General features: G+C 41.1%; 26 protein-coding genes, 2 pseudogenes, 1 riboswitch and 1 other annotated feature. Of the genes and pseudogenes, 7 read left to right on the forward strand and 21 right to left on the reverse strand.

The features are described 5' to 3' along the window. Nucleotides 1-44: 44 nt before the first annotated feature. The 10 genes and pseudogenes from ABDZ72_RS03550 to ABDZ72_RS03590 form a co-directional block, all read right to left on the reverse strand. Entirely contained in the window at nt 45-989 is a 945-nt protein-coding gene (locus tag ABDZ72_RS03550; RefSeq protein WP_343751206.1) for a cation diffusion facilitator family transporter, read from the reverse strand. 96 nt (nt 990-1085) lie between these two features. Further along, entirely contained in the window at nt 1086-1415 is a 330-nt protein-coding gene (locus ABDZ72_RS03555) for an ArsR/SmtB family transcription factor (RefSeq protein ID WP_343751207.1), read from the reverse strand. Between the two features lie 490 nt (nt 1416-1905). Then, nucleotides 1906-2634 (reverse strand): anti-sigma factor domain-containing protein, encoded by a 729-nt coding sequence (locus ABDZ72_RS03560; RefSeq protein ID WP_343751208.1) that lies wholly within the window; start codon nt 2632-2634, stop codon nt 1906-1908. Continuing rightward, nucleotides 2635-3189: an RNA polymerase sigma factor gene (locus ABDZ72_RS03565; protein ID WP_343751209.1), complete on the reverse strand. Its 555-nt coding sequence runs from the start codon at nt 3187-3189 to the stop codon at nt 2635-2637. Nucleotides 3190-3309: 120 nt separating this feature from the next. Then, nucleotides 3310-3660, reverse strand: a pseudogene (locus tag ABDZ72_RS14390) (COG4315 family predicted lipoprotein); the annotation flags it as partial. Between the two features lie 27 nt (nt 3661-3687). Continuing rightward, nucleotides 3688-4176: pseudogene (locus tag ABDZ72_RS14395) on the reverse strand (hypothetical protein); the annotation flags it as partial. Nucleotides 4177-4301: 125 nt separating this feature from the next. Then, nucleotides 4302-5525: a molybdopterin-dependent oxidoreductase gene (locus ABDZ72_RS03575; RefSeq protein WP_343751252.1), complete on the reverse strand. Its 1224-nt coding sequence runs from the start codon at nt 5523-5525 to the stop codon at nt 4302-4304. A 126-nt stretch (nt 5526-5651) separates the two neighbouring features. Then, nucleotides 5652-6401, reverse strand: coding sequence for a FixH family protein (locus ABDZ72_RS03580; RefSeq protein WP_343751211.1), 750 nt, complete (start codon nt 6399-6401; stop codon nt 5652-5654). A 3-nt stretch (nt 6402-6404) separates the two neighbouring features. Then, on the reverse strand, nt 6405-7028 hold the full coding sequence (locus tag ABDZ72_RS03585; RefSeq protein ID WP_343751212.1) for an SCO family protein: 624 nt from the start codon (nt 7026-7028) through the stop codon (nt 6405-6407). 26 nt (nt 7029-7054) lie between these two features. Then, a complete protein-coding gene (locus ABDZ72_RS03590) occupies nt 7055-7639 on the reverse strand; it encodes a DeoR family transcriptional regulator (protein WP_343751213.1) in 585 nt (194 codons plus the stop codon). Between the two features lie 318 nt (nt 7640-7957). Here ABDZ72_RS03590 and ABDZ72_RS03595 point away from each other — a divergent pair, with 318 nt between their 5' ends. The 3 genes from ABDZ72_RS03595 (at nt 7958) to ABDZ72_RS03605 (ending at nt 12486) form a co-directional block, all read left to right on the forward strand. Next, nucleotides 7958-8782 (forward strand): cytochrome c oxidase assembly protein, encoded by an 825-nt coding sequence (locus ABDZ72_RS03595; RefSeq protein ID WP_343751214.1) that lies wholly within the window; start codon nt 7958-7960, stop codon nt 8780-8782. Between the two features lie 114 nt (nt 8783-8896). Then, entirely contained in the window at nt 8897-11104 is a 2208-nt protein-coding gene (locus tag ABDZ72_RS03600; protein ID WP_343751216.1) for a heavy metal translocating P-type ATPase, read from the forward strand. Between the two features lie 151 nt (nt 11105-11255). Beyond that, a riboswitch (SAM riboswitch) is annotated at nt 11256-11356 on the forward strand. Between the two features lie 80 nt (nt 11357-11436). Beyond that, a complete protein-coding gene (locus ABDZ72_RS03605) occupies nt 11437-12486 on the forward strand; it encodes a homocysteine S-methyltransferase family protein (protein ID WP_343751217.1) in 1050 nt (349 codons plus the stop codon). Between the two features lie 87 nt (nt 12487-12573). On the opposite strand, the gene ABDZ72_RS03610 is transcribed toward ABDZ72_RS03605, so the two are convergent. Next, on the reverse strand, nt 12574-12999 hold the full coding sequence (locus tag ABDZ72_RS03610) for a universal stress protein (RefSeq protein WP_343751218.1): 426 nt from the start codon (nt 12997-12999) through the stop codon (nt 12574-12576). Nucleotides 13000-13022: 23 nt separating this feature from the next. Then, nucleotides 13023-14225, reverse strand: coding sequence for an MFS transporter (locus ABDZ72_RS03615; protein ID WP_343751254.1), 1203 nt, complete (start codon nt 14223-14225; stop codon nt 13023-13025). Between the two features lie 134 nt (nt 14226-14359). On the opposite strand from ABDZ72_RS03615, the gene ABDZ72_RS03620 reads away from it, so the two are divergent. Both ABDZ72_RS03620 and folE read left to right on the forward strand, forming a co-directional pair. Next, complete coding sequence (locus tag ABDZ72_RS03620) at nt 14360-15232, forward strand: LysR family transcriptional regulator (RefSeq protein ID WP_343751219.1); 873 nt, start codon at nt 14360-14362, stop codon at nt 15230-15232. A gap of 142 nt (nt 15233-15374) precedes the next feature. Then, on the forward strand, nt 15375-15947 hold the full coding sequence (gene folE, locus ABDZ72_RS03625; protein ID WP_343751220.1) for a GTP cyclohydrolase I FolE: 573 nt from the start codon (nt 15375-15377) through the stop codon (nt 15945-15947). 208 nt (nt 15948-16155) lie between these two features. Here folE and ABDZ72_RS03630 read toward each other — a convergent pair whose 3' ends face one another. The 3 genes from ABDZ72_RS03630 to ABDZ72_RS03640 form a co-directional block, all read right to left on the reverse strand. Next, the gene (locus ABDZ72_RS03630; protein WP_343751221.1) at nt 16156-16482 is read right to left on the reverse strand and encodes a hypothetical protein; all 327 of its coding nucleotides are present in this window, start codon (nt 16480-16482) and stop codon (nt 16156-16158) included. Between the two features lie 94 nt (nt 16483-16576). After that, nucleotides 16577-16957, reverse strand: a complete 381-nt coding sequence (locus ABDZ72_RS03635) for a hypothetical protein (protein ID WP_343751222.1) — start codon at nt 16955-16957, stop codon at nt 16577-16579. A 1-nt stretch (nt 16958) separates the two neighbouring features. Next, nucleotides 16959-17876, reverse strand: a complete 918-nt coding sequence (locus tag ABDZ72_RS03640; RefSeq protein ID WP_343751223.1) for a COX15/CtaA family protein — start codon at nt 17874-17876, stop codon at nt 16959-16961. A gap of 543 nt (nt 17877-18419) precedes the next feature. Continuing rightward, nucleotides 18420-18598, forward strand: a binding site (T-box leader). 57 nt (nt 18599-18655) lie between these two features. Here ABDZ72_RS03640 and trpS point away from each other — a divergent pair. After that, on the forward strand, nt 18656-19654 hold the full coding sequence (gene trpS, locus ABDZ72_RS03645; RefSeq protein WP_343751225.1) for a tryptophan--tRNA ligase: 999 nt from the start codon (nt 18656-18658) through the stop codon (nt 19652-19654). A gap of 126 nt (nt 19655-19780) precedes the next feature. Here the strand turns inward: trpS and ABDZ72_RS03650 are convergent, their stop codons facing one another. The 5 genes from ABDZ72_RS03650 to ABDZ72_RS03670 form a co-directional block, all read right to left on the reverse strand. Continuing rightward, nucleotides 19781-20542, reverse strand: a complete 762-nt coding sequence (locus tag ABDZ72_RS03650) for a YjbA family protein (RefSeq protein ID WP_343751226.1) — start codon at nt 20540-20542, stop codon at nt 19781-19783. 145 nt (nt 20543-20687) lie between these two features. Continuing rightward, nucleotides 20688-20894, reverse strand: coding sequence for a YuzI family membrane protein (locus ABDZ72_RS03655; protein ID WP_343751227.1), 207 nt, complete (start codon nt 20892-20894; stop codon nt 20688-20690). 145 nt (nt 20895-21039) lie between these two features. Then, entirely contained in the window at nt 21040-22278 is a 1239-nt protein-coding gene (fabF, locus tag ABDZ72_RS03660) for a beta-ketoacyl-ACP synthase II (protein WP_343751228.1), read from the reverse strand. Between the two features lie 181 nt (nt 22279-22459). Continuing rightward, nucleotides 22460-23401, reverse strand: coding sequence for a beta-ketoacyl-ACP synthase III (locus ABDZ72_RS03665; protein WP_343751230.1), 942 nt, complete (start codon nt 23399-23401; stop codon nt 22460-22462). A gap of 301 nt (nt 23402-23702) precedes the next feature. Further along, complete coding sequence (locus tag ABDZ72_RS03670) at nt 23703-24266, reverse strand: hypothetical protein (RefSeq protein ID WP_343751231.1); 564 nt, start codon at nt 24264-24266, stop codon at nt 23703-23705. A gap of 93 nt (nt 24267-24359) precedes the next feature. Between ABDZ72_RS03670 and ABDZ72_RS03675 the strand changes: the two genes are divergently transcribed. Next, the gene (locus ABDZ72_RS03675; protein ID WP_343751232.1) at nt 24360-24539 is read left to right on the forward strand and encodes a DUF2929 family protein; all 180 of its coding nucleotides are present in this window, start codon (nt 24360-24362) and stop codon (nt 24537-24539) included. 117 nt (nt 24540-24656) lie between these two features. Here ABDZ72_RS03675 and ABDZ72_RS03680 read toward each other — a convergent pair whose 3' ends face one another. Beyond that, the gene (locus tag ABDZ72_RS03680) at nt 24657-25031 is read right to left on the reverse strand and encodes a hypothetical protein (protein ID WP_343751233.1); all 375 of its coding nucleotides are present in this window, start codon (nt 25029-25031) and stop codon (nt 24657-24659) included. Nucleotides 25032-25086: the final 55 nt, after the last annotated feature.

A 25086-nucleotide genomic window follows, 5' to 3' on the forward strand; every position in this document is an offset into this window, starting at 1 on the left:
GCACATCATTACAGGCATGCTTACCTTTTTTGATTTATTCAATGCTAATGGTCATGGTCGTGAGCGGATGCGTTTTGATCATTCTGACACATTAGCGAGTCATCATGGGGATGTTCTTGGTTCTCCATCTGAATGGTTACATGGCCGATGCCTTTATGTTCCAAATCATGTTCAATCGTTTGTAATAGTTTTTGACTTTCCTGGATGGACAAATCACCATCGACGACGGCATGACAGGAAAGTGCATTTTCCCCGCTTGTAATGGACCAGACGTGCAAATCATGGATGCTTCTGATGCCATTTGTATTTTCCACCGTATGGATAATATCGTCCAAGTCCACATTTTTCGGAGTTCCTTCCATCAGCACATGTACCGCTTCTTTCGTCACTCGCCAACCACTTATTAATACAAGAATTGCGACAATAACACTGGCTAGCGGGTCAGCAAATCCCCAGTTAAAGAACATAATTAATAAGGCAGCGGTAATGGCCCCGACTGAACCGAGCAAATCACCTAAAACATGCAGGAAGGCTGCTCTTAAATTCAAGTTTTCTTCTGTATCGCCTCGATGCAGCATCCATGCGACAACAATATTGACCAATAATCCAATAAACCCGATCACTAACATTCCGGTCGAGGCGACTTCAGGCGGATTTAAAAAGCGTTTGTAAGCCTCATAAAAAATGTATAGCGAAATGAGCACAAGGGTCACGCCATTAAACACGGCTGCCAATATTTCAAATCGTTTGTAGCCATATGTTTTACTGTAATCAGCTACTTTTTCCCCTACCGTAAAGGCTAAAAGACCAACACCCAGTGATACGGAATCGCTTAACATATGACCGGCATCCGATAACAAAGCGAGACTATTGGTAATAAATCCTCCTATCGCTTCGATCACCATATAACCCGTAATAATAATAAAACTTATCATTAACGCTTTCTTATTGGCATGATGGGAGTGGTCGTGGTCGTGATCGTGTCCCATTTTGTTACCTCCTCAACGCATTTGTTTCTGGTTGTGTATGCTCATATACTCATATTGAAGAAACAAATGATTTCTTTTTTCGTTTATTGTCACATATTAACTATGACAAGCATGGTCTATTGTTTGTTTTAACATATCCATCACATGCTCATCGTCATGCGAATAATACAACGTGGTGCCTTCCCTGCGGTGTTTAACTAATCGTAAATTTTTCAAGAACCGCAACTGATGGGAAACAGTGGATTGTCTAAGGTTCAGTTTCTCTGCAATTCCATTGACGGCATATTCATTATGAAAAAGTAAATGGAGAATTCGAATTCTTGTCGGATCACCAAGCGCTTTAAAGGTTTGGGAAACAACAAACAGCGTCTCTTCATCTAAGTCTGCGTTTATGTCAGCGTTTGTACCTTTTTTGCTTTCTTCCATAAAATACCCTCCCTTTTCGTTTCCTATTCCAAAGTATATACCTATTAGATGCATATATCAGCATGTGTTCATGTTATGTAGAATCAAATCAAATGTCAACTATATTTAAGGAAGTCCCTTTTTGTACGGTAACTCCTTAGTGCTATGAAGGACCCTTTCCAAGTTAGTTTAGATTTGGTAGGTAATTCAACAGTGGTATGAGTGCTTATTGCAGGTAATTTTCGCTTTATTCGGTAACTCATCGACCCTATGAGTGCCTTTTGCTGGGAAATTCCGCTTTGTTCAGTAACTCATCGGCAATAGGAGCGCTTATTTTCTGGGAAACAGAATCCAGACCTTGATAAAAGGAAAAATGCAGTGCGCATCGCATCACACTGCATTTTAAACGAAACACTCTTCAGCTGTTCTTCCCTGTATGTTCCCTGTTGATATTGTTAATCAAAGGATTTGGATTACCGGCTAAACATAAAAGCGCATGAGTCTTCGCCTTTCACGAACCGACAACTTTCTTTCCTTCAGGCTCAGTGTTATCCCGATCTGGTTCCACAGTGATGCCGATTTGGTCAAACACCTCTTTTTCCGATAAAGCGTACGTTAAAACGCCTGAGCCTGATTCATTCGTATTAAAAATACCAGCATTCAAGCGTTCCCCATCTTTTAGCAGCCAAACCTGATAAATTTGCGAACCTTTTAACTTTGGCAATCCATTCACATGAACAACCAGTTTTTTTGTTTTTTCCTCTTGAACAATGTACGCATAACCGCCTGCATTACTCATCTGTCCATTGGCCGACGTCAAATTTAATGAATCCATAATTTCAGCTGGTTGATTAGGTGTGGTTGGCTGTTCATTTGCTGATTGAACATTTGTATAAGTCAATACAGATGTAATGGCGAACAGAATAATAACCAGGCTTGCTGATAGAGGAGTGAATTGTTTCTTCAGCGAAACACCCCATACTTTTAATCTGTCTTTTATGGTAGTTTTCTCCTCTTTTTGCTCCTCACCAAATACAAAATCAAAGACTTCTGCTTTTAGCGTTTCCGGTACTTCCTGTTCCTCAAAATCGAATTGCAATGCTTCCCACGAATCGCTAAGTTCTTCGTATTCCTTCATGCATGCTTCACACTGCTTCAAGTGTGCTTCAAATCTCTCTTTATCTATTTCATTAAGTGTACCTGCCATATATGAAAGTAGGTTTTCACATTCCCTTTCCATTTATGACCCCTCCAGTTCCAGGTGTTTCTTTAATTGTTTTAGCGACTGATGCAGCCTGCTTTTAATGGTTCCCACCGGTGCGTTTTCCATCTCTGCTATTTCTGTGAGTGAATATCCTTGCCAATATAACAGATTAATTAATCTTCTTTGTGTAGCAGATAATCTGTTTTTGGCTTTGGAAATTTCCGTATCTTGCAGCATTTCTTCTAGTTGATCTTCCGGGTCAGCCATATCCAGCGTTCGATCCGTATCATAGTGATGATTCGGAAGTGCATGCTTTTTCTCTTTCCTGATATGATCAATGCATACACTTCTTACTATTGTCAGTAACCAATTAATAAACTTGCCTTTGGAGGGATCATAACTACTTTTCGTCGTCCAAAGTCTTAGGAAAGTTAGTTGCACTATCTCTTTGGCGGCTTCTTCGTTTCCATTACTAAATTTATATACGTAACTATAGATTAGTTTTATGTATCGTTCATAAATCTCTTCCAATGCAGGACGGTATTTTTGATTTACTAAGTTAATCAGTTCAGCATCCGTTTTCTCTTTCACAACGACCAGGCGCTCCTCTCCATTCGCATTGCTATAATGTTTTCGTTATTTTCTCATTATACAAGCTAGGAAGAAGAAAAGGAACCATCACATAAGGTGATCGTTCCTCTAAGCCGTCCTTTACTTAAATGCTGTTTCGCTGTTTACGGTATACCAGACATCTTTCTTACCCTGTCCGTTCACATCGCCTTTTGCCTTATCCTTCACAAAATAATAAAGCGGATAGCCCTTATACGTCACTTGTTTGTCTTCAGTATCTTCACGGGTTATCGTACTAAAATTATCTTTGTTAAACCCTTCTGGCACGTCGAAATCTTGTGTGGTGAATGCTGGCCAGTTTTCCAAGCACTTGCCACTGCAATTGCTTGTTCCTTCTTCATCTTTTGTAAAGTAATAAAGCGTCATGCCCTCTGAATCAGCTAAATAGTTGCCCACCTTATCGTTTTCCATAATCTGTAAGGAAGCTGATTCACTACTGGCGTTTTCGCCCTCAGCCTTATCGAAGGTTGTTTCACTGTTCACGGTATACCAGACATCTTTCTTGCCCTGTCCGTTTACATCACCTTTTGCCTTATCCTTCACAAAATAATAAAGCGGATAGCCCTTATACGTCACTTGTTTGTCTTCAGTATCTTCACGGGTTATCGTACTAAAATTATCTTTGTTAAACCCTTCCGGCACGTCGAAATCTTGTGCGGTGAATGCGGGCCAGTTTTCCAAGCACTTGCCACTGCAATTGCTTGTTCCTTCTTCATCTTTTGTAAAGTAATAAAGCGTCATGCCCTCTGAATCAGCTAAATAGTTGCCCACCTTATCGTTTTCCATTAATTGCAGGCTTTTCGCTCCGTCATCTGCATCTCCACTCGTTTCCTCACTGTTTGAACTATCGTTGTTGTCGTCCTGTGATTCTTCGTTTGATCCGTTACCACACGCTGCCAATAAAAAGATGGTTGCCAGAATACTTAAAAAAAGTATCCATTTTTTCATTGTCGTCCCTCCCTCAGTCAATTAATGTTTTCATCTTAGGTAACGTATGAAACCCAATAACGGTTTGCCTGTTAATGAATTTATTTTAAAAAATTATAGAATATGGGGATATCTGATTTTACGTATTATGACGTCACCCAAGCGTTCTTCTTATAACCGCGCTTCTCCCAATAACCAATATGTTCATTTTCAATCAGTTCAATACGGGTTAGCCACTTAACCGATTTATAGCCATACATTTTTGGAGTAATTAATCTAACAGGACCACCATTTTGTTGTGGTATTAATTCCCCATCCATTAAAACCGCGACAATCATATCATCTTGCATGGCCTGGCTTATTGTTAACGAATCGGTATAAACCCCATCTCCCGAGTAAAACTTCACATAGTTTGCTTTGGGATCAATTCCGGAGTCCTGTAAGATTTTTTTTAGTGGAATCCCTTCCCACGTAACGTTATAAACACTCCAGCCAGTCACACAATGAAAGTCGCTTACTTGAACACGCCGCTCCAACTCTAAAAATTCCTGCCAATTATATTTTTGTTGCTTTTTCACCAGTCCATCAATGGTAAAGCCCCAATTTTCGTCGGTGAACGTCGGGACTTCTGTAACGGTGTAATTGCGAAATTGTCCTTTTCGTTCTCCGCCAATCGGTTCGGGATTTTTCGGCTCTGGTAATGGGTCGAATTTATTGCGATCCGGTTTGGGTGAGGAGGAGCCAGCCATTGTCGGTAAATAGGGTTGCAGCCAGTTACCAAACAACGGAAGAAAGACAGCCGCCAATATACCTCCCGTCAGCACCCTGAGAAAAGAACGGCGTTTTAAAATAGGATTTTCGCGGTCAATCAGCATTGGTTCACTTTGCGGTTTTGTTTGCCGTTGTTTACCAAGATTTTTAAACCATTGACTTCTGGTTACACTGTGGTAGATAACATATGGGACACCCAACCATGTAGCAAGGTCATGAATGATTAAAGCGAAAGAGCTGAGCTGCGGCGGAATCTGCCGATGGTACGTTAACAACAATCCAGAAACGATCAATGAAGCCAATACACTAAGAACAGCGTACAAATTCATTCGGTGATTTTTCCTTTTCCGTAATGTTTTCAGATGCTTCGTCATTTTTGGTATGTAAAATAAAACAGGGAGCGTACTGAGGATACCAATCCAAACATGAAAGTCTTTTACAAGCACACGCGACCCGGGGAAGGTTGAACGGTAATACGAAGAAAACAATACAAATCCAGTTACCGTCAAAACTAGAAAAAGAATAGCGTTGATGTGATGCAGACGTGTAAGCTTTCGGCCGAACTTCAAATTACGCGCAAAGAATAGTCTCCAGTTCATTTCCAACCAATCCCCCTATATTATAGATATGCTTACATTTATATAACGTACAAAATCACCAATTGGTTTGATTCATAATAAAAAAAGGAACCATCACAAAAGTGACCGTTCCTTTGAGCCGTATAACTACTGCTGAACGTCAACTGTTTCTTCTTTATGGGAGTGTATCTCCTCTTTTTTGAAATGCACTTTTACTGTATAATTTCCTGGATCGTCAAAAGTTACGTTTGCTTGGTATTTTCCTTTTTCACTTTCTTCGGTTTCTATAAAGTTATGTTTTTCCTGACCACTTTTCCAGTATTCCAACTTCACTGAGGCACTGGTGAAAGGCTTGTTACCTTTTTGCAAATGCGCGATCAGCGTGACTTCCTCGTTTGCTTGAATCGTATCTGGCTTCATTAACATAGCCATCACATCTACATCGTGGTGATCATTTTTAGGATCGGTTTTTTCAACGTTTCCTACCTTAAATTCCTGTATCGGCATGGTGTGACTGCCCCGGGCTGTTGTGTGTGCAATCACCTTATAAATTCCTTTTTCATTAAAGGTGTGTTTTAAGGCATAAACACCTTCCCCTTTGTTTTCGGGTTTAAACTTTGCCGATTCATCCTGATTGTCGCCTTTCCAAATTTCAAATTGGACGTCTTCTGCGTCAGCAACGTTTTCGTCGCCTTTTGTTACCTGCGTTTTGATTGTTCCTTCTTTTCCAGGCTGGAAGGCATCTGCTTCTGTTAAAAATTCTACTTCTAATGGTTTTAAAGACTGTTCTGCTCCTTGATCATTTTTAGAATTACTTGCGTTCTCATCATTAGGACTGCCGCAAGCTGCCAGAAACGTAAGTGACAATACAATGATTAATACGAATAATTTTTTCATTGGTTATTCTCCCCCTTTCGAATTTAGTATTTTCACATGGTCGACTATTTTGTCATAAGGTACATCCGAATAGCCGTCATACTGTTTAACAATGGTGCCTTGCTGATTCACCAAGAAAAATCGTGTTCCATGTGTGAATTGGTCTGATCCTTCCGGTGGCTTTTCAACGGCAGACTTGAACGACGATTCGGAAAGGTCTTTCACATAATCAAAATCGTAGCCACCCAAAAAAGACCAGTTTGATAAATCCCCTCCGCGTGCTGAAATATATTTTTTCCGTATACTTTGTGTATCACGTTCCGGATCAACACTAAATGAAACAATGTCAACCGAAGCATTCGCTTCTTTCAATCTTTTCTGGAGTTTCGCCATGTTGGCCGTCATTGGTGGACACACTGAAGTACAGCTCGTAAAGATGAAATCCGCAATCCAGACTTTACCCTTAAGATCAGCTAATGATAGAGCACCCCCTTTCTGGTCTGTCGCTTCAAACTTTTGAACATCCCAGTCCAGCTTGTCGGAGATTGTTTTTTCACTGCTGCATGCCGAGCCTATGACGATTAGTAACAGAAACGTTGCAAGTAATAGTACTTGTTTCAATCTCACCCGCCTCCTAAACGATTTCATTTTAGTTTCTATCTTTCTCATTCTCATCACGTTTCGTTACAGTTATGGTTGTTTCCATTCATTTTTTCAAAGACCGCTTCCATTGCTTCATGAAATTGATAGACCTTTCCACCAAACCCTTGAACAAATTTTTCAGCATGCTCCTGCCATTCAAAAACCAACACTTGCGGCTGACAACACCCTATATGAATCGACGTGTCCATTACATACCAGGCTAATGGTGCGCTTATAGTTGTTTGTCTTAAGAAATCTTGACTGATTGCCTGGATGACGTTATCTCCCAATAGCCGGTGCCGCAAAAGTCCACAATGTGCACAACACGTCATCTCGATTTTGCTTTCAGAAAGAATAAGTCGATAAGCCAACCTTTCATTTATACTGCGACTGCAAAATACACATTCATCTGAACGTGTGAATTCAATTGGATCTTCCTTGGCAAGCATAATACCTCCGAACGTCTTAATAATAATGCCTTCTTCGATTAAAGGCTTAAGATCCCGATGAATGGTCATTTCAGAAACACCCAGCTCCGTACTTAATTCAGAAATCTTCATGTTGGCTTTTTTCTTAATTAGGTCTTTGATTCGATTTTGTCTTTCAACTGGCAGCATGTTGTTCCTTCCCTTCTAATTATGTTGTTATCTATACTGTTATTAGTGGTGGCAATTCACCGATTATCCTACTTTCCATCCTGGATACCTGTATTCGTACACAGGTTTTCTCCTCCGCTAAACAAATACGTTTAATTAATAACAAATCAAAACAATATTTAACATTATTATAATAATAGGTTCCTTGTTTATCAATGAATATTCTGTGAACAGGCCGTGAATATACTTCTGAAAGTATTTTTATTTAAATGTTATAAAATGGGGTCCCTTAACATACTATATAAATTTAGAAACGTTTAAAGAGGAGGTAATTTTTATTTGATTGAATACATTCAATTATTGGTAGGCGGTCAATTGGAATGGGGGTATCCCTTATTAGCTTTCCTTTGTTGTATAGCCGTTTTATATGCTTTTCTGATCAAACGCTATACGCAACTAAAATTGATTCACATAGAGCCACTTTTTTTTCTTTTTGGTTTAGGCTTATTATACGTCACAGCTGGCAGCCCTTTGGCCGATATTAGTCACCTCTCATTAAGTTTACACATGATACAAATGAGCATTCTTTATTTTCTAATCCCGCCTGTTTTTTTGTTAGGTATCCCCGATCAACTGTTTAACCATGTGTTTCAAATTCTTAAATTGAACAGGATTAGCAAACTATTTTTCGCCCCTAAAATAGCGCTTTATGCGTTTGCCGCATTATTCTTTATGTACCACCTACCATTTGTATTAATGATTCTCTCCAAAAGTGCACAAATGCAAAGTGGCTATATATTCGTTTTATTCCTATTATCTTTTGGGATGTGGTGGCCCATTGCAGCACCCGACTCTAATCAGCGACTTTGCAGAAGCGACATGAAACGTTATGCGTTTTTAAGCGGAATCATTTTAATGCCAGCATGTTTACTGCTAATTTTTATGGCTGTCATTGATATTGGAAATAATACGTCTCTTAGTCAAACCACAGCCCCATACTGTTCTCCCTCGCAAGCCGGTTCCTTCAGTTTACTTCCTCCTCCCTTTAACACAAAGTTTGATCAATTGATGGCGGGAATCGTTATGCTAGGGTTGCACAAGGCGGGATTGATGGTGACATTTAAGTTACGGGATAAATTCAGAGCTTCCATTCCAAGCTCATAACAGACACGATCCACGTTTTTGCAGTCTACTCAGTTAGACTGCTTTTTATATGTTCTAAATGTATTCTATTTAAAATAAAATACAGCATAGTGTATAAAAAGGTGGGTGATATGGGTGGAGGAAACCAATTACTTGGATATCACAGGGATGCACTGTGCTGCGTGTGCTGCCAGAATTGAAAAAGTCGTCTCTAAGATAGATGGGGTCACCGAAATAAACGTTAATTTAACAACTGAAAAGGGACGTGTTACATTTAACACAAATCGGACAAGCATGTCAGCTATCATCAGTAGGATTAATAAAATTGGCTTTGAAGCTAAAGAAATCGTTAAAAGTAATGACGAGTCTAATCATCAAAAACAAAAGGAGATCAAAATTCTTCGGTTGAAGTTTATTGTTTCGGCATTACTAACTTTTCCTTTAGCTTGGGCCATGTTTGCGCATTTTAACTGGGCTTCCTTTATGTATGTCCCCACAATATTGACCAACCCGTTTTTTCAGCTTGTCATTACAATTCCCATTCAGTTCATAATCGGCTTTCCATTCTATGAAAGGGCCTGGAAGGCAATAAAAAGCGGTAGCGCCAACATGGATGTTTTAGTCGTATTAAGTACATCAGCGGCTTTCTTTTACAGTCACTATATCACGTTTGTGTCATATTCTGCACTACCCCCAGGACATCCGACGTTATATTTTGAAACGAGCGCCTTTATTATAACATTTATTTTATTAGGTAAGTTATTGGAAGCAAAAACGAAATTGCGAACGACTGAGGCTGTCAAAAAGCTTTATCAATTGCAAACCAAAACAGCAATAATATATAAAGATGGCCAAGAATGTAACATGCCTGTTAACCAAATATTACCAGGAGAGATTCTTATCGTTAGGCCCGGCGAAAAGGTTCCAATTGACGGACAAGTGATTAAAGGAAATTCCATGATGGATGAATCTCTTTTAACCGGTGAAAGTATACCAGTGGAAAAAAACTCTGGGAAATCAGTGTATGCAGGAACTGTTAATCAAAATGGTCTACTAACCATAGAGGTGACGAAGCGAGATTCAGAAACGGTTTTATCGCAAATTATTGATGTTGTAGAGGAGGCACAAGCTTCCAAAGCGCCTATACAGCACATAGCCGATAAAATCACAGGCGTTTTCGTACCTATCGTTATCGTTATCGCATGTATTCCATTAGCGGCATGGTATACAAATTTTCTGGAGATGTCGTTTAACGAAGCACTGGAAAAAGTCATTGCTGTTTTAATCGTAGCGTGTCCATGTGCCCTCGGTTTAGCCACACCAACATCCATTATGATTGGAAGCGGACGGGCTGCGCAGTTAGGGATTCTATTTAAGGAAGGGAAACATTTAGAATTATTAGGTAACTGCAAAACCTTAATTTTAGATAAAACAGGGACACTTACAAAAGGGTCCCCTCACATAACAGACATTTACGTTGAGCATTTCAGTGAAAATGCATTTCTGGAAACAATCGCCGCGGTCGAAAACAATATCGAGCATCCTGTAGCAAAAGCAATTGTCAATAAAGCGAAAACGAAAATGCATGCGATTCCTCAAGCATCTCAAGTGGTTTCTCTCCCAGGTTATGGTGTACAGGCGTATGTACACGGAAAACAAGTAACGATTGCTAAAGCCAAATACTTTATAAAAAACAACTACCCCCTCCCGCAAAAAGCATATCAACTGATGACACAGTTGGAGGCAGAAGGAAAAACAGCTATGATTGCATTTATCCATTCACGTTTTGCTGGAATCATTGCCGTTGCTGATGATATGAAAACATCTTCTGCAGACGCTATTTCCCGTTTAAAACAGTTAGGATTCGATATCTCTATGCTGACAGGTGATAATACAAATGCAAGTAGGGTTATTGCAAAAAAAGCGGGCATAAATAATTATCAAGCAGAGGCATCTCCACACGATAAAGCTGATGTCATCAAGCAATTACAGCAAAACGGAAGTACGGTTCTGATGGCAGGTGATGGCATTAATGATGCCCCTTCCCTTGCTGTTGCCGATGTCGGAGCAGTAATTGGGACGGGATCAGATATTGCAATTGAATCCGGAGATGTCACGATTATCAAAGGCGATTTAAATCGATTGGTTGATGCCATCCTGATTAGTAAAAAAACAATGCGGAATATAAAGCAAAACCTATTTTGGGCGTTTCTATACAACGTTATCATGATACCTTTTGCTATGATTGGTGTGCTGGCTCCTTGGTTGGCCGGAGCAGCAATGGCCTTAAGCTCGGTTTCTGTTGTTTTAAATGCACTTCGATTAAAAACAGTGCCACTCTGACAAACATAAGCAAGATTTTTATGTTTACGTCACGTTAAGATGCACAAAGACTATTTTGTAAATCGTATAACGTGTCCATTTTCTTTTGTACCCTTGACTTTCACTTTAAATCAAGTGTATGATTCATATCACATTATAAAATATTTCAATTTTCTTATCCAGAGAGGTGGAGGGACTGGCCCTTGGAAGCCTCGGCAGCGGACTTGTCAAAGTACTGTGCCAATTCCAGATGCTACATGCTGAAGATAAGAAGAGACGCCAAACATTGTATATTTAGCCTCTTCTTACTTTAAGAAGAGGCTTTTTATATGAAAACAGAGGGAGGAATACGCATGAAGCGCAGTTTGGAACAACGATTATACGAAGGAACCGTTATTGTCGGGGAAGGGTATTTATTTGAATTGGAACGAAGAGGATATTTACAGGCCGGTTCCTTTGTGCCAGAGGTGGCCTTGGAACATCCGGATGTTTTAAAACAAACCTACCGGGACTATATGAATGCCGGTTCCGATGTCGTTTTGGCATTTACATACAATGCCCATCGTGAAAAAATGCGGATTATCGGCAAAGAAGATCAGCTGGAACCGCTGAACCGTAATGCCATTCGTTTAGCAAAAGAGGTGGCCAAAGAGCACCCAACAGAAGAAGCGCTGGTTGCCGGCAATATATCCAATACCAATATTTTTGATCCGGAAGACCCCGCCTCCAAAGATACTGTGCGAAACATGTTTGCTGAAATGATTTCATGGTGCAAGGAAGAAGGCGTCGATTTTATTAACGGCGAAACATTCTACTATTACGAAGAGGCACTCATTGCACTTGAAGAAATTCAGAAACAGGATTTACCGGCTGTTATTACATTCGCGATGATGGGCGAAAACATTTTACGGGACGGTTATACAGTAGAAGAGGGCTCTCGTCTGCTTTCAGAAAAAGGAGCGCTTGTCGTTGGTATGAATTGTTTCCGCGGTCCGAATACGATGCAGCCATATTTGGAAAAGATCCGCGAAAATGTGGGCGGATATGTTGCCGGCTTGCCAATCCCGTATCGGACATCAGAAGAACACCCGACATTCTTCAACTTGCCTGATGGGGGATGTAGCTGTCATCTGCCGTTAGAAACAACATTCCCGACGGCACTTGATCCTTTATACCATAACCGTTATGAACTGGCCGAATGGGCCAAACAGGCAAAAGATATCGGTTTGAACTATATTGGCCTGTGCTGTGGAGCATCACCGGCAATGTTACGTGCTGTAGCTGAAGCCGTTGGTGTGAACACAATCAACTCCAAATACTCACCGGATATGGAGAAACACTTCTTGTTCGGGCAAGACGAAACACTAAAAAATCATAATGTGGCTTATCGGACAAAAGCTTAACACCTACGAGAAACGGTTCACATTTAGAACCATCCTGCATAGTGGACAGACTATTGCAGGATGGTTCTTTTTCAAAAACGATACCTATCATCGAACAACCAATACCGGAACGTGCGAATGATGAACGACGTAATGACTAACGCTTCCGAGAAACTCTTTAATACCTGTCAGTCCTCTGCTGCCAATCACAATTAAATCACACGCTTGATCATCGGCATGTTCTAAAATGGATTGAGATGCTTTCCCTTCCACGGCGTAAAAGTCCACGTAATTGGGAAGTGTCGCCATTTTTTCTTTTGCTTCAGAAAGAACCGCATTGCCATATTCATGCATCGACTGTTGCATATCCTCAAATACATCTTCTATCACGTAGGGTGTTTGCGGCAGTTCGATTGTATATAACACATCAACTTTAATCGATACATTTGTTTCAGCAATCGCCACTGTCTTTTCCAAAGCTCTTTTAGCTACATCGGAACCATCATAGGCGAGTACTATTCTTTCACAAAACATTCATCTTCACCTGCTTTTTTTAATTAATGATACGCCGTTTGAGCGTAAACGTCGGCGTGCTTCTTGTTTCGACTTTTCAATAAATAAACACCATAAACGATGATAAAAATTACCATGCAAATGGAAGACATTCGATACATCATCGCATAACTGGTTGCAGCAGCAATAGAACTTAGCACTAGCGATCCTAATGCCACTCCTAAATCCATAAAGGATAAAAAGGTACCGTTTGCGGCTCCTTTCCGGTCTGAGTTCGATCGATCAATAGCCCACGCCTGCAGTGATGGCTGAACCGCCCCAAAACTTAACCCGTAAAAAACAGACGTCAGAATCAGCATAGGCACGGTCGTTGTATATGATAAAAGCAGTAATCCTATAAGCATTAAAATGGCTCCTGGAAATACAACAATAGCAGGACCTCTGCTGTCAAATAACTTACCAATAAATGGTCGGGATATTAAAATCATTAAACAATGCCCGACGAAATAAATCCAACTATTTTCAATTCCTACTTCTTCACCGAAGATGGCAATAAAACTCATTAAACCACCGAACGGAATGGCTAACAGTAAACAAAGCAGTGATGGAAGCAGTGCTTGCTTTTCGAAAAGACTTTTCCAGAAGGATTCTTTTTGTTTGTTTGCCTGCTTGTCCAGCTTATCCAGTTTTGGAATCGAAATGCCTTGGGTGAACAAAAATCCGATGATCATAAATACCGTTGTTAAAATCAATATCATATTAAAATCATAATGATTCAACACCGCAATGCCAATAATCGGCGCAATGGATGTTGCAAGAATAACGGATAATGCATAATAGCCTGTCCCTTCTCCGCGCCGGGCATCCGGAACGTTATCCGACATAATCGTAGCGATTGATGTCGACGTCATTCCCCACCCTACGCCTTGGAATAAACGTAAAAGCGGAAGCATCGCTACAATGGAAAACGCAAAAAAGCTAACGTTAAATAAAATCAGTATGAAAAATCCGATCAATAAAAATGGCTTTCTGCCAATTGAGTCAGCACCTTTTCCGGTGATCGACCTAAAAACCAATGCCGATAAAGCAAATAGACTGACGACCAATCCGGCTTGCAGATCACTTCCGCCAAGATTTTTGATATAAACCGGCAATGTTGGGATCAACATTTGAAATCCCTGATAGACAAATAAATTAGCAACAACAATTAAGATAAAGTTTTTGGACCATAGCGTGTGTGTTTTCATCAAACGTTTCCCTCCCATTCGTTTGTTACCTTTCAATATTAACACCCACTAAGTTTAACAAGGTTCGTTTTATATATAAAATATATGTATTATGATAGTGGTATTATAAAAATGATATATGGATGTGAGACGTTATGGATTTAAAACAGCTCTCTTATTTTAAAACAATAGTAGATGCCGGAAGTATTTCAAAAGCAGCAAAAACCTTGTATATGGCCCAACCGCCTTTAAGTCAAAATTTAAAACGACTGGAAACGGAACTGGATGCCACTTTAATTCATCGAACCAATCAGCAATGGGAATTAACCGAAGCAGGCAGCACGTTATACAAGCATGCGGTAAACATGTTGCAAAAATCTAAAGATATCGTAACGGAAATTCAGGAATTCAGTCAGGGAACGCGTGGCACATTGACCTTAGGTGTATCGTCAACGTGTATTTCCTATCTGCCGGAGATGATTAAAACATTCAGAGCTGCACACCCGAACGTCTATTTAAAAATTTGGAGAGGTGATTCGTCTTATTTGGAAGAACTGCTTCAGGAAGGGGTTATTGAGATGGCGTTCATGCTGCTGCCGATGAAACTAGACGCGTACCATTTTATTAAGCTTCCTTCCGAGCCGTTTGTCATTGCAGCACCAAAACAATGGGAAAAGCAGCTCGTTACAGATGATGTTCAATTGAATCAAATTGTCAACTATCCATTTCTAATGCTAGCACCAATGGAGGGATACGCTGTTTATGAAAATATTATCCAACATTTTCATAAACATTATCTTTCTCCAAATGTAATTATGGAATGTAAGGATATTTCGACTTTATTGGCCCTTGTCGCCTCAGGTGTTGGGCTCTCCATACTGCCTAAATCAGCAATTCAAAAAGCGTTTTACCATGATATTGCAGCCATTGACATGAAAAATTTTGACTTTTTTATAGAGCCATCTGTTATTTGGCTTAAAAACCACCGTTTATCAAAAGCGGCTGAACGTTTTCTAGCATACCAATAACGATCAAAACAACCATAACTGCCAATTGTTTCTATCCAAATGCAAAAGAATCGAATGTAGTGAAATTTTGTAGTATCATGTAGGTTGATATAATGATTGTGACAATTAAGGATGTGTCCTTTGTAATAATGGAGGTAATGACATGGCAGTTGATCACGAAAAAATTGAACAAGCAGCGCGCATGATGTTAGAGGCCATTGGGGAAGATCCTGACCGGGAAGGTCTTATTGATACACCAAGTCGTATCGCCCGCATGTATGACGAAGTGTTTCAAGGTATGGATCAGGATCCAAAAGAATATTTCGCCACCGTCTTTGGTGAGGACCACGAGGAGCTTGTTTTAGTCAAAGATATTCCCTTTTATTCCATGTGTGAGCATCACCTTGTCCCGTTTCACGGTGTCGCTCACATTGGCTATATACCAAAGGGTGGCAGAGTCACCGGCTTGAGCAAGCTGGCACGTGCCGTTGAAGCGGTAACAAGCCGCCCACAACTGCAGGAGCGGGTGACCGCAACCGTTGCCGATTCTTTGAAAGAAACACTTGATCCACACGGCGTTATCGTTGTCGTTGAAGCAGAACATATGTGCATGACCATGCGCGGTATTAAAAAACCGGGGTCGAAAACCGTCACTTCAGCTGTCCGGGGTATTTTTCAAAATGACGCGGCATCCCGATCAGAAGTGTTCAGTTTAATCAGAGGCGGAAACAGTTGAACCATTAATCAAGTTGAATGTTGGATCAAGACGCTTTCATGCTTTAAATATTACAAAAGGGCACCCCGTGGTCAGTGCTCCATCAAACGGTGGGATGCCCTTAAAGTCGTTAATGAAAAAGTATAAATTCTTCTAAATCGGGGATGACGCGATATAGTCGATTACCACATATTAAGTTCATCCCCATCCTTCAAATAGTTGTGATAAATCACCAATCATCCCATTTTTTTGCCACGATCCCCATATTTTTAAAAAGATTCATAAGCAGCGAATCATCTTCACTCTTGAAAGCATTTTTCGTACACGTTCCATTCGCTTTATAATTCAGTTCGTTTGCTTCCCCCAACGTGGAATCCGCCAAATTGTTTGTTGGATTGGACTGCTTAAAACATGGTGGAGCAATATACGTTTTTTTCGTATGTTCAAGAATAATCCTCGTATCGGCAGATGGCGTTGTTTCTGCAGGAATAAAAAAACCAATCACAACGATCATGCCAACAATGGCTATGATTATTTCCCACATTCTTTTTTTCATAAAGGCCTCCATCTCTTGTTTTACCTTGCTACAAACATATTTGATTAACAACAACCAAAACGAGCCACTAACATCATTATGATAAAAATGATTGTTATTCAGCTCTAAGTCTCGTCCGAAAAATCGCCGAATGCAGCAACAGAAGAAACAATAAACTTATTCCGAAGAACAGAAACGTCGATGCGATTGGTATCTTAAAAAACAGAATCTGCTGGAGGATAGATACGACCATTATTACCAAAAGACTGACAGTCGTTTTAAGTTGTATCTGTTTTATATTTTTCGATCGTTTGTATAACCCTGTAATGGCATTTGCGATGAACCAATAAACGATAACGACACCGGTAAAAACAATCAAATGCTGGAATACTACATCTGTAATGAATAAACTTGTCATGTAACTGGCTATAAAGAACAGAACGATATAACTGATATTCAATACATACACCGGTATGACAGGTACTTTAATAGACATCTCATCCCCCTTTCTCCGTTCCGTACAAAAAGTAAGGTCCAAAATAAGTTTTAGCAACCAAGTAGGCACCTTGAAATACGGTCAATATAACAACAATCATATGAATGGATGACGCCCATTCAGCCAACACAGAAAGTTGAGTCATAAAGCCAGTGATTCCATTCGCAACAATCAATAGGAAAAAGGCAACGGCTGCCGGAACCAGGAAACGTTTCTTAATGGACATAAATAAAAGATATAATGCCCCAATAACGATTAATGTATTGCTTATACCATGGACACTATAAATAACTTGAGACAGTGATTCCGAATGAAGTAACGATTCATTTGTCATTATATCATTGATTATTTTACTGGCTCCACTGTGCTTTAGAAAAGCTCCCACTAAAACCTCTAAAAAGTAAATAACAAACACCCATAATGCAGGTTTAAAAAACGTTTGAAAGGATCTGTTTTTCTCTTTGCTTCTCGGTGAATTGACGTCAATCCGCTGCAGAGCCACAGCCAGAAAAACAGTGCTCGTCAATAAAAATAGACTGATTATCACATCTAGCGTTGTAAAACCGGGCGGTGTCCCAAGCACAACGTTCAATGCGCCTACCATGGACTGTGCAAGCAGTAGTATCAAGGTAAGCAACGCGAGTACTTTAATGGACGTCTCTCCTGTGTATTTTCTTTTCCATGCCAGCACTGCATTAATTAAAATAACAAATCCCAGCGAACCGGTGAATAACCGATGCGAGTATTCAATAATTTGTTTGTAATCCAGAAAATCTGGTAGAAAACTTCCGTTACATTTTGGCCAATCGGTTCCACACGCGTCCCCGGACCCGGTTGCCACAACCAAGTTGCCAATAATTAATGCTAAAACAGTCATGATGGCAGTAAAGACGGCGAAACGATAGCTTTGTTGACGCAATTTATTTACCTTCTCTCCAGTTAAATTTTAATCTCAAATAACTTAAAAATCCCACACAAGAATAAACATTTATATCATACACGTGTCATAAATTATCATATTTTATTTGAAATGCAACGGCTAACCGTGCTTTGTCAAAGTAAATTCACATAAGTTCATTTTATGGCTGGTATAAGACAATCCGCTTCTGCATGATAAAAACTTCTTTTATAAAACTAATATATAATAGTATTAAAAAGGATGTGGACAATGCTGTGCTTTATAAATCAAGAACAAAACCCAAGTCATTTTCGTGCGGTTGGGGTTCGCCAGTGGACGTATTATGAATAATTTATATAATTGTGTTTCCTGGGTCGCTCATTACAACGATGAGTGACTTTTTGTTCGGATTGCTGTCTTGTTCGGGCTTTCATAACGGCAATGATTAACTTTTGCGTCGGGAGATAGCTCGTTCGGGCGCTCATCCCAACATTGAACAACCTCCAAGAGAGTTTCTTCTTGCATTTCAAGTATAGGATTTATATAATAGTTAAAACATAGATATTCCCAGCAATGAAAAAGACACAGTACGATTACCCACTAACTATTCAGAGAGCTTGTGGCTGCTGAAAACAAGCATCACGGTGAATTGGAATTGGACTTTGGAGCTTTTGACAAAAAGGTGATCACACGTGTTTGCTGTGTGATAAACAGGGTGGCACCGCGGTTCATTCGTCCCTTTTCATGCGGGATTAATGGGCTTTTTTATTGTTCAGAAAAACGATAGGAGTGAATACGGCATGCAAACCATCTTTTCAGGCATTCAACCGAGCGGAACATTGACGATTGGAAATTTTTTAGGTGCTATTCAACATTTTGTAGGACTTCAAGAAGAAAATAATTGCTACTTCTGTATTGTGGACGAGCATGCAATCACAGTGCCACAGGATCGACTCGAGTTACGTCAAAACATTCGCTCCCTGGCAGCACTCTACCTTGCTTCCGGCATTGACCCGGAAAAGTCAACCTTGTTTATTCAATCGGAAGTCCCCGCACACGCGCAACTCAATTGGATGCTCCAATCCATTAGCTACATAGGTGAACTGGAGCGCATGACGCAATTCAAGGATAAATCGACTGGTGGAAAAGAAGGGGTATCCGCAGCATTATTAACCTATCCGCCATTAATGGCTGCAGATATTTTGTTATATCAAACCGATATCGTTCCAGTCGGAGAGGATCAGAAACAACACCTTGAATTAACACGACACATAGCGGAGCGGTTCAATAACCGGTTCAATGACATTTTCACCGCCCCGGAAATCAGTATTCCAAAGGTAGGAGCCCGCATTATGTCTCTTCAGGACCCGACCAAAAAGATGAGCAAATCGGATGAGAATGAAAAAGCATATATTTCCATGTTGGATGACCCGAAAAGAATCGAAAAGAAAATAAAAAGTGCTGTCACCGATTCGGAAGGTGTTGTTGCATTTGATCAAGAAAACAAACCGGCAATATCCAATCTGCTCACCATCTATGCAAGCTGTTCCGGGAAATCCATAGAAGCACTGGAAACTGAGTATATGGATAAAGGATATGGGACGTTCAAACAAGATTTGGCGCAAGCAGTCATTAATGTGCTGCAACCGATTCAAGACCGTTACCATGAGTTGATTAACTCTGATGCCCTGGACGATATCCTGGACACAGGTGCGGAAAAAGCATCCTATCAAGCCAATAAAATGCTCCGAAAAGCCAAAAAAGCAATGGGGCTCGGACGCGTGACCAACAAACGATAAAAATTGAATACGTGCACGAAAAAACGCTTGGATAATCATTCATTGGATTCCAAGCGTTTTTGAAAAATGGTCCTTGTCGATGAGTCACAGCATCCCTATCCACGAGAGGTCGAGCCATGCGGTATCTCAATTCAGGTTGGACGTATTCTGTTTCGTTTCCTGTTCCATTTCCCACATTTTTTCCAGAAACGGCTGCCCTTTGATCATTTTGGCACACAAATCTTCGTGCCAGTTGCTCCACCCGTGTTTTACACCTTCATATAGGGTTTCCCATACCCTATCTTCCTTCATATATCTGATGTATGGGTATTGTTTCGGATCCCACTCTGTCAGCCAGTAGCGAAGTTCTTCCAGATTGTTTGTCGTCCGTAACTGATCAAGCGCAATCATTAAAATTTGCTTCAGATTACGTTCCTTGCGTGTCAGACCATGAATAAGCCGTGGTTCCATGGACAGGATATGGTATTCTTTTTCAATGTCTCTCTCGTTAAAATTAAAGGATTCCGGCTGTGTCGTTTTGATCATATCGAATGCGAGTTGCTCCTGTCTTGGTATGAGTCTGCTTTTACGAACAGGGATCTGGTAACCAATGGTATCAAATGCAATAATATCATTTCCATCCGTGACAACGGCTGCATACTCAAGCGGTTTCCGTTCCTGGCCTTTACGTACATATGCACGCTCACATATTTGTTGCATCAAATCTTCAGGCAAGTCGTGCAGATCATTTTCAATGTAGTCAAAAAGCGCCTCTGATATGTATAAAAGCGGAACTTGGTCCAGCAGCTCAACCCCATCGTCTTTACGCCATTCGTGGAAATAACAAACGTTGTAGCCATTTTCTTCCCCTTCGAACCAGTTTATCCAAACGTCATGTAAATATAGCATAAAACAACCCTCGCTTATTGAATGAATCGTTTAGCATACATTATGACCATTATGAAAAAATTTATGCGATTCATTGGAAAAACGCGGGAAATACTTTCGACCAAGGCTGACTCAACAACAAACACAACCCGACAACCGGAACATTTCAGGAGCCGTTTGGATAGCGGAGAAGTGCGATGGCGATCAACAGCATACCCGCAGGAAGAAAATAAGATTCCGGCCGGTTCGCAATAAATATAAAATAATCAGGCCAGGAAATACCCACCGGAAGAAAATTCATATAAGCTATGGCAGTCACGCCACCAGTCACAGCCAGTCCAAATCCTGTCAAAAACAGAAACAAATATCCCAATCGGATCACCACCCATGCTTGTCCGTATCACCTATTTCATTGTATGCACTGAGTGGAAATTAATGACGCATGTCCATTCCTTCTATATAAGTCCATTGACTTCAGCGTTTTACAAAAAAACTGACCGCCGGAGCAGTCAGTGTGCTTATTGATACTTTTGGAATATGAGAGTGGCATTATGTCCGCCAAAGCCGAGTGAGTTACTCATCACAACGTTTACATCCTGATCTCTTGATTCATTCGGAACATAATCCAAATCGCAGTCAGGATCCGGTGTTTCATAATTCACTGTTGCAGGTATAATGCTGTCGTCAATTGTTTTGATAGCTATAACCGATTCCAGACCTCCAGCGGCCCCTAGCAGATGACCGGTCACGCCTTTTGTGGAGCTTACAGCAAGCTTGTCCGCATGGTCACCAAACACATCTTTAATAGCTTGGGTTTCATACTTATCATTCAACTCAGTGCTCGTACCATGCGCATTGATATAATCCACTGATTCCAGCGCAATGCCGGCATCAGCGACAGCTTGTTTCATAGCACGCGCCGCTCCTTCTCCATTTTCAGCAGGAGCAGTGATATGATAGGCATCACCGGTAGCCGCATAGCCGATGATTTCGCCATATATATAAGCGCCGCGGTCCAAGGCCGATTCTAGTGTTTCCAAGCACAAAATGCCTGCTCCTTCACCCATGACAAACCCATCACGATCCTTATCAAATGGTCGGCTTGCTTTATGCGGATCTTCATTTGTTGACAATGCTTTCATCGCAGAAAATCCAGCAAATGACATGTCCGTAATCGGCGCTTCTGTCCCACCTGCGACCATAATATCCGCATCGCCACGTTCAATGGCTTTATAAGCATCCCCGATGGAATTGGCACCGGAGGCACAGGCGGTCGTCGTACACGAGTTAATACCCTTGGCCCCAAGCTGAATAGATACTTGCCCAGCGGCCATATCCGGAATCATCATCGGCACAAAAAAAGGACTGACACGCCGCGCACCTTTATTCAAAAGTTTTCGATGCTGGTCTTCCAACGTTCCCATACCACCGATGCCGGAGCCAACCCAGACACCGACACGATCTGCATTAGAATCATCAATCGTCAGACCAGCGTCATTTATGGCCATGCGCGCCGCTGCCACTGCATACTGTGTAAACAAGTCCATTTTCCGGGCGTCTTTTTTTTCCATATAGTTCGTTGGATCAAAATTCTTTACTTCCGCAGCCGCTTGAGCTGACAGATCCCCGGTATCTATGCGACTAATATAATCAATCCCGGTATTTCCAGCAACAACGTTATCCCACATGACGTCCGTATCATTGCCATTGGGGGATACGGTGCCAAGACCAGTCACAACTACTCTTCTTTCCACCATTTCATACTCCTCCTATAAGCTGATAAAATAAAACGTCATTCACAGGGCGTTCCCTGACTCCCCGCTGAATGGTCGTTGAATGAATCAAGGACTCAGAGGCTGCATATACGTCACCATCCTGTTATGTGGTTGACCCATGTTGAGCGATGAGGATATGTCAGCCTTAATACGTGATAAAACCTTATCGTCCCCAACGCAATGCAATCGCACCCCAAGTCAGTCCTCCACCGAAACCGACAAGAACGAGTAAGTCATTATCATTTATTCTACCACCTTTTACACTTTCTGATAAAGCAATTGGTATGGACGCAGACGATGTGTTCCCATAAGACTTGACAGATATGTCCATTCTATCCTCATTAATTCCCAACCGTTCACGAGCAGCTTCCATAATTCGGATATTTGCCTGGTGTGGAATGAGATAATCGACATCTTCCTTGGCATATCCGGCTTCTGTAACGACTTTAACAGATGATTCCGGCATTTGACGTACGGCAAATTTGAAAACTTCCCGTCCATTCATGGATAAATAGTCTGTTTCCTGATCCTGGTACAAGTCCTTGCCGCCGGAGCCATCCGAACCAAGCTCAGAGGTCAGAATCCCTTTGCCTTCTGATACAGGTCCGATTACTGCTGCTCCAGCACCATCACCAAACAGAACACAGGTACTCCGGTCTTGCCAGTCAGTGATTTTGGATAATTTATCCGAACCGACAACAAGGATATGGCGATAAGCATTTGTTTCCAAAAACTGTTTGGCCGTGATCACGCCATACATAAAACCGGAACAAGCTGCACTGATATCCATGGCAGGTATCGTGCGCGCACCGAGTCGGTCCTGTAACATACATGAGACCGATGGAAAAGGTGTGTCAGGTGTGACGGTTGCCACCAGAATCATGTCAAGATCCTCTACCTGTACACCTGACTCGTCCAACGCGTTCTTGGCTGCGTAATACGCCATATCCGATGTATTAACGTCATCATTGGCAATCCGACGTTCTTCAATACCGGTTCTCGTCCGGATCCACTCATCATTTGTATCCACTATCTTTTCCAAGTCTTTATTTGTCACAACATGATCTGGCACATAATGACCGGTGCCCAACAAACCAGCGTTCATATGTTCATCCCCTTGCAAATTTATAGCTATTCTTATGACTTGGTACTAATTTTAATGTATTCGGAGACATGAATGCAAGTCTGAATTCCTCAGTCCATTCCCCGCCCATTCGGAAGCAAACTGGCATCGATATACGTGGTCTCTTTCTTTTTCATTTTTCTCCTGGAATTCTTGAGGTACATCCGGACTGAACGCTTCGAGAGAAATCTCCTCATCCTGAAATCATTGGCCCCCTAAATTAAATGAAACAACAGTTTATTTTAGTTGGTTGACTCGCTTCGTAAAATGACAATACGCTGAATCAATAGAATGCGTTGTATGTCTCATAATGATTCTTTATCGATTGCAATGCCTGTTTTACCGACCATCGTTGCCGAATATAAAGAATGGTACCATGCCTGTCATCTTGATCGGAATGGTCGTTTCTGGATTTGATAATTAATGAAGATGGCAGACAGGAGGCATGAATCCATTGCATAAGGCTTTCCAACAAATCCTCTATATGCACCGCCTGTGTGACAACTTCCTCCGCATCAAATGAGTAAAACGCATCCCCGTAATAAATGCCTTGCTGATTCATCGGCATCCATTTGCCGAATAAAAGCGGTAAATGGATGGTCACAGTCTTCTGCTTACATAGAATCAATGTATTACCCTTAACCGTTATGCTTACGTCATACTCGGTGTCATCATTATTTAACGGAACATGCCGGAACAGATCATTCCGTCCGACAAACATGGCCAGGTTTTCTTTTTTACCTGTGGTAAGATCATCAGCACCATCCACTCGGTATCCTTTTTCAAGCAGAGCATTAAGGATGTGGTAACCTATCCAATGAAAACAATTTTGGACCATGTAATTCAATTCATTTTTCTCCTTTCTGTAATAAGCCTTTTATTTTTATCATCGTTTTGATAAACTAATTAAGGAATGCTTTAAAAATTGAGGTGTATCAACATGCGATTCTTTTGGTCATTTTTCTGGGCATTTTTCATTAGCTGTGTCATTTCCTATGTATTGACAAGCATGGCCGGAAATCCATTCAACATCATAAGTACACTAGTGATTGCCATTATTATTACACTTGGCGTTTATATACTGGGTGACGGCATACTGAACGATGAAGCCGAACAGTAAAAACGGCACAACGTAGTGGCTTATGATAAACCCTTGCCTCACGATCGTGGTGGCAAGGGTTTTGTGTTTTGTTCCGAACACGACGCATCCATAACAAGAGGGAGGTATAAGACTCCATTAATACCAAGGCAGTACACTTAAAGCTGTCAACGCGGCTAATGGCAAAACGAGCCGCCTGAATCTTCTCGGTCGATAGTTGCCCCCGTAACCATATCCGGGGGAGCCGCCATAGCCGGGACCGGGATACCCATAGCCGGGATAACCTCCGTAACCATATCCGGAGTAGCCATAGCCAAACCCATCGAATTCATTCGGACGCCAATTGCTGTCATATGCCGGTTCCTGACCTATCGGTACCGCCATATAAACATAGTCGTTATCCAATCCGGTAATGATGCCATCTACTTGTGTTCCGTCATTCACTTCCACCAGCACATAGGCGTGCATATGGTTCTTACACATGTCATACGTATGTTGTTGATTGTAGTGCATATTCTCAGCCTCCTCACCAACCAGACTATGCATTTGCCCAGTGGTTGGTGACCGA

Source organism: Lentibacillus halophilus, from assembly GCF_039522485.1.
In the GTDB taxonomy this organism is placed as follows: Bacteria; Bacillota; Bacilli; order Bacillales; family Amphibacillaceae; genus Lentibacillus; species Lentibacillus halophilus.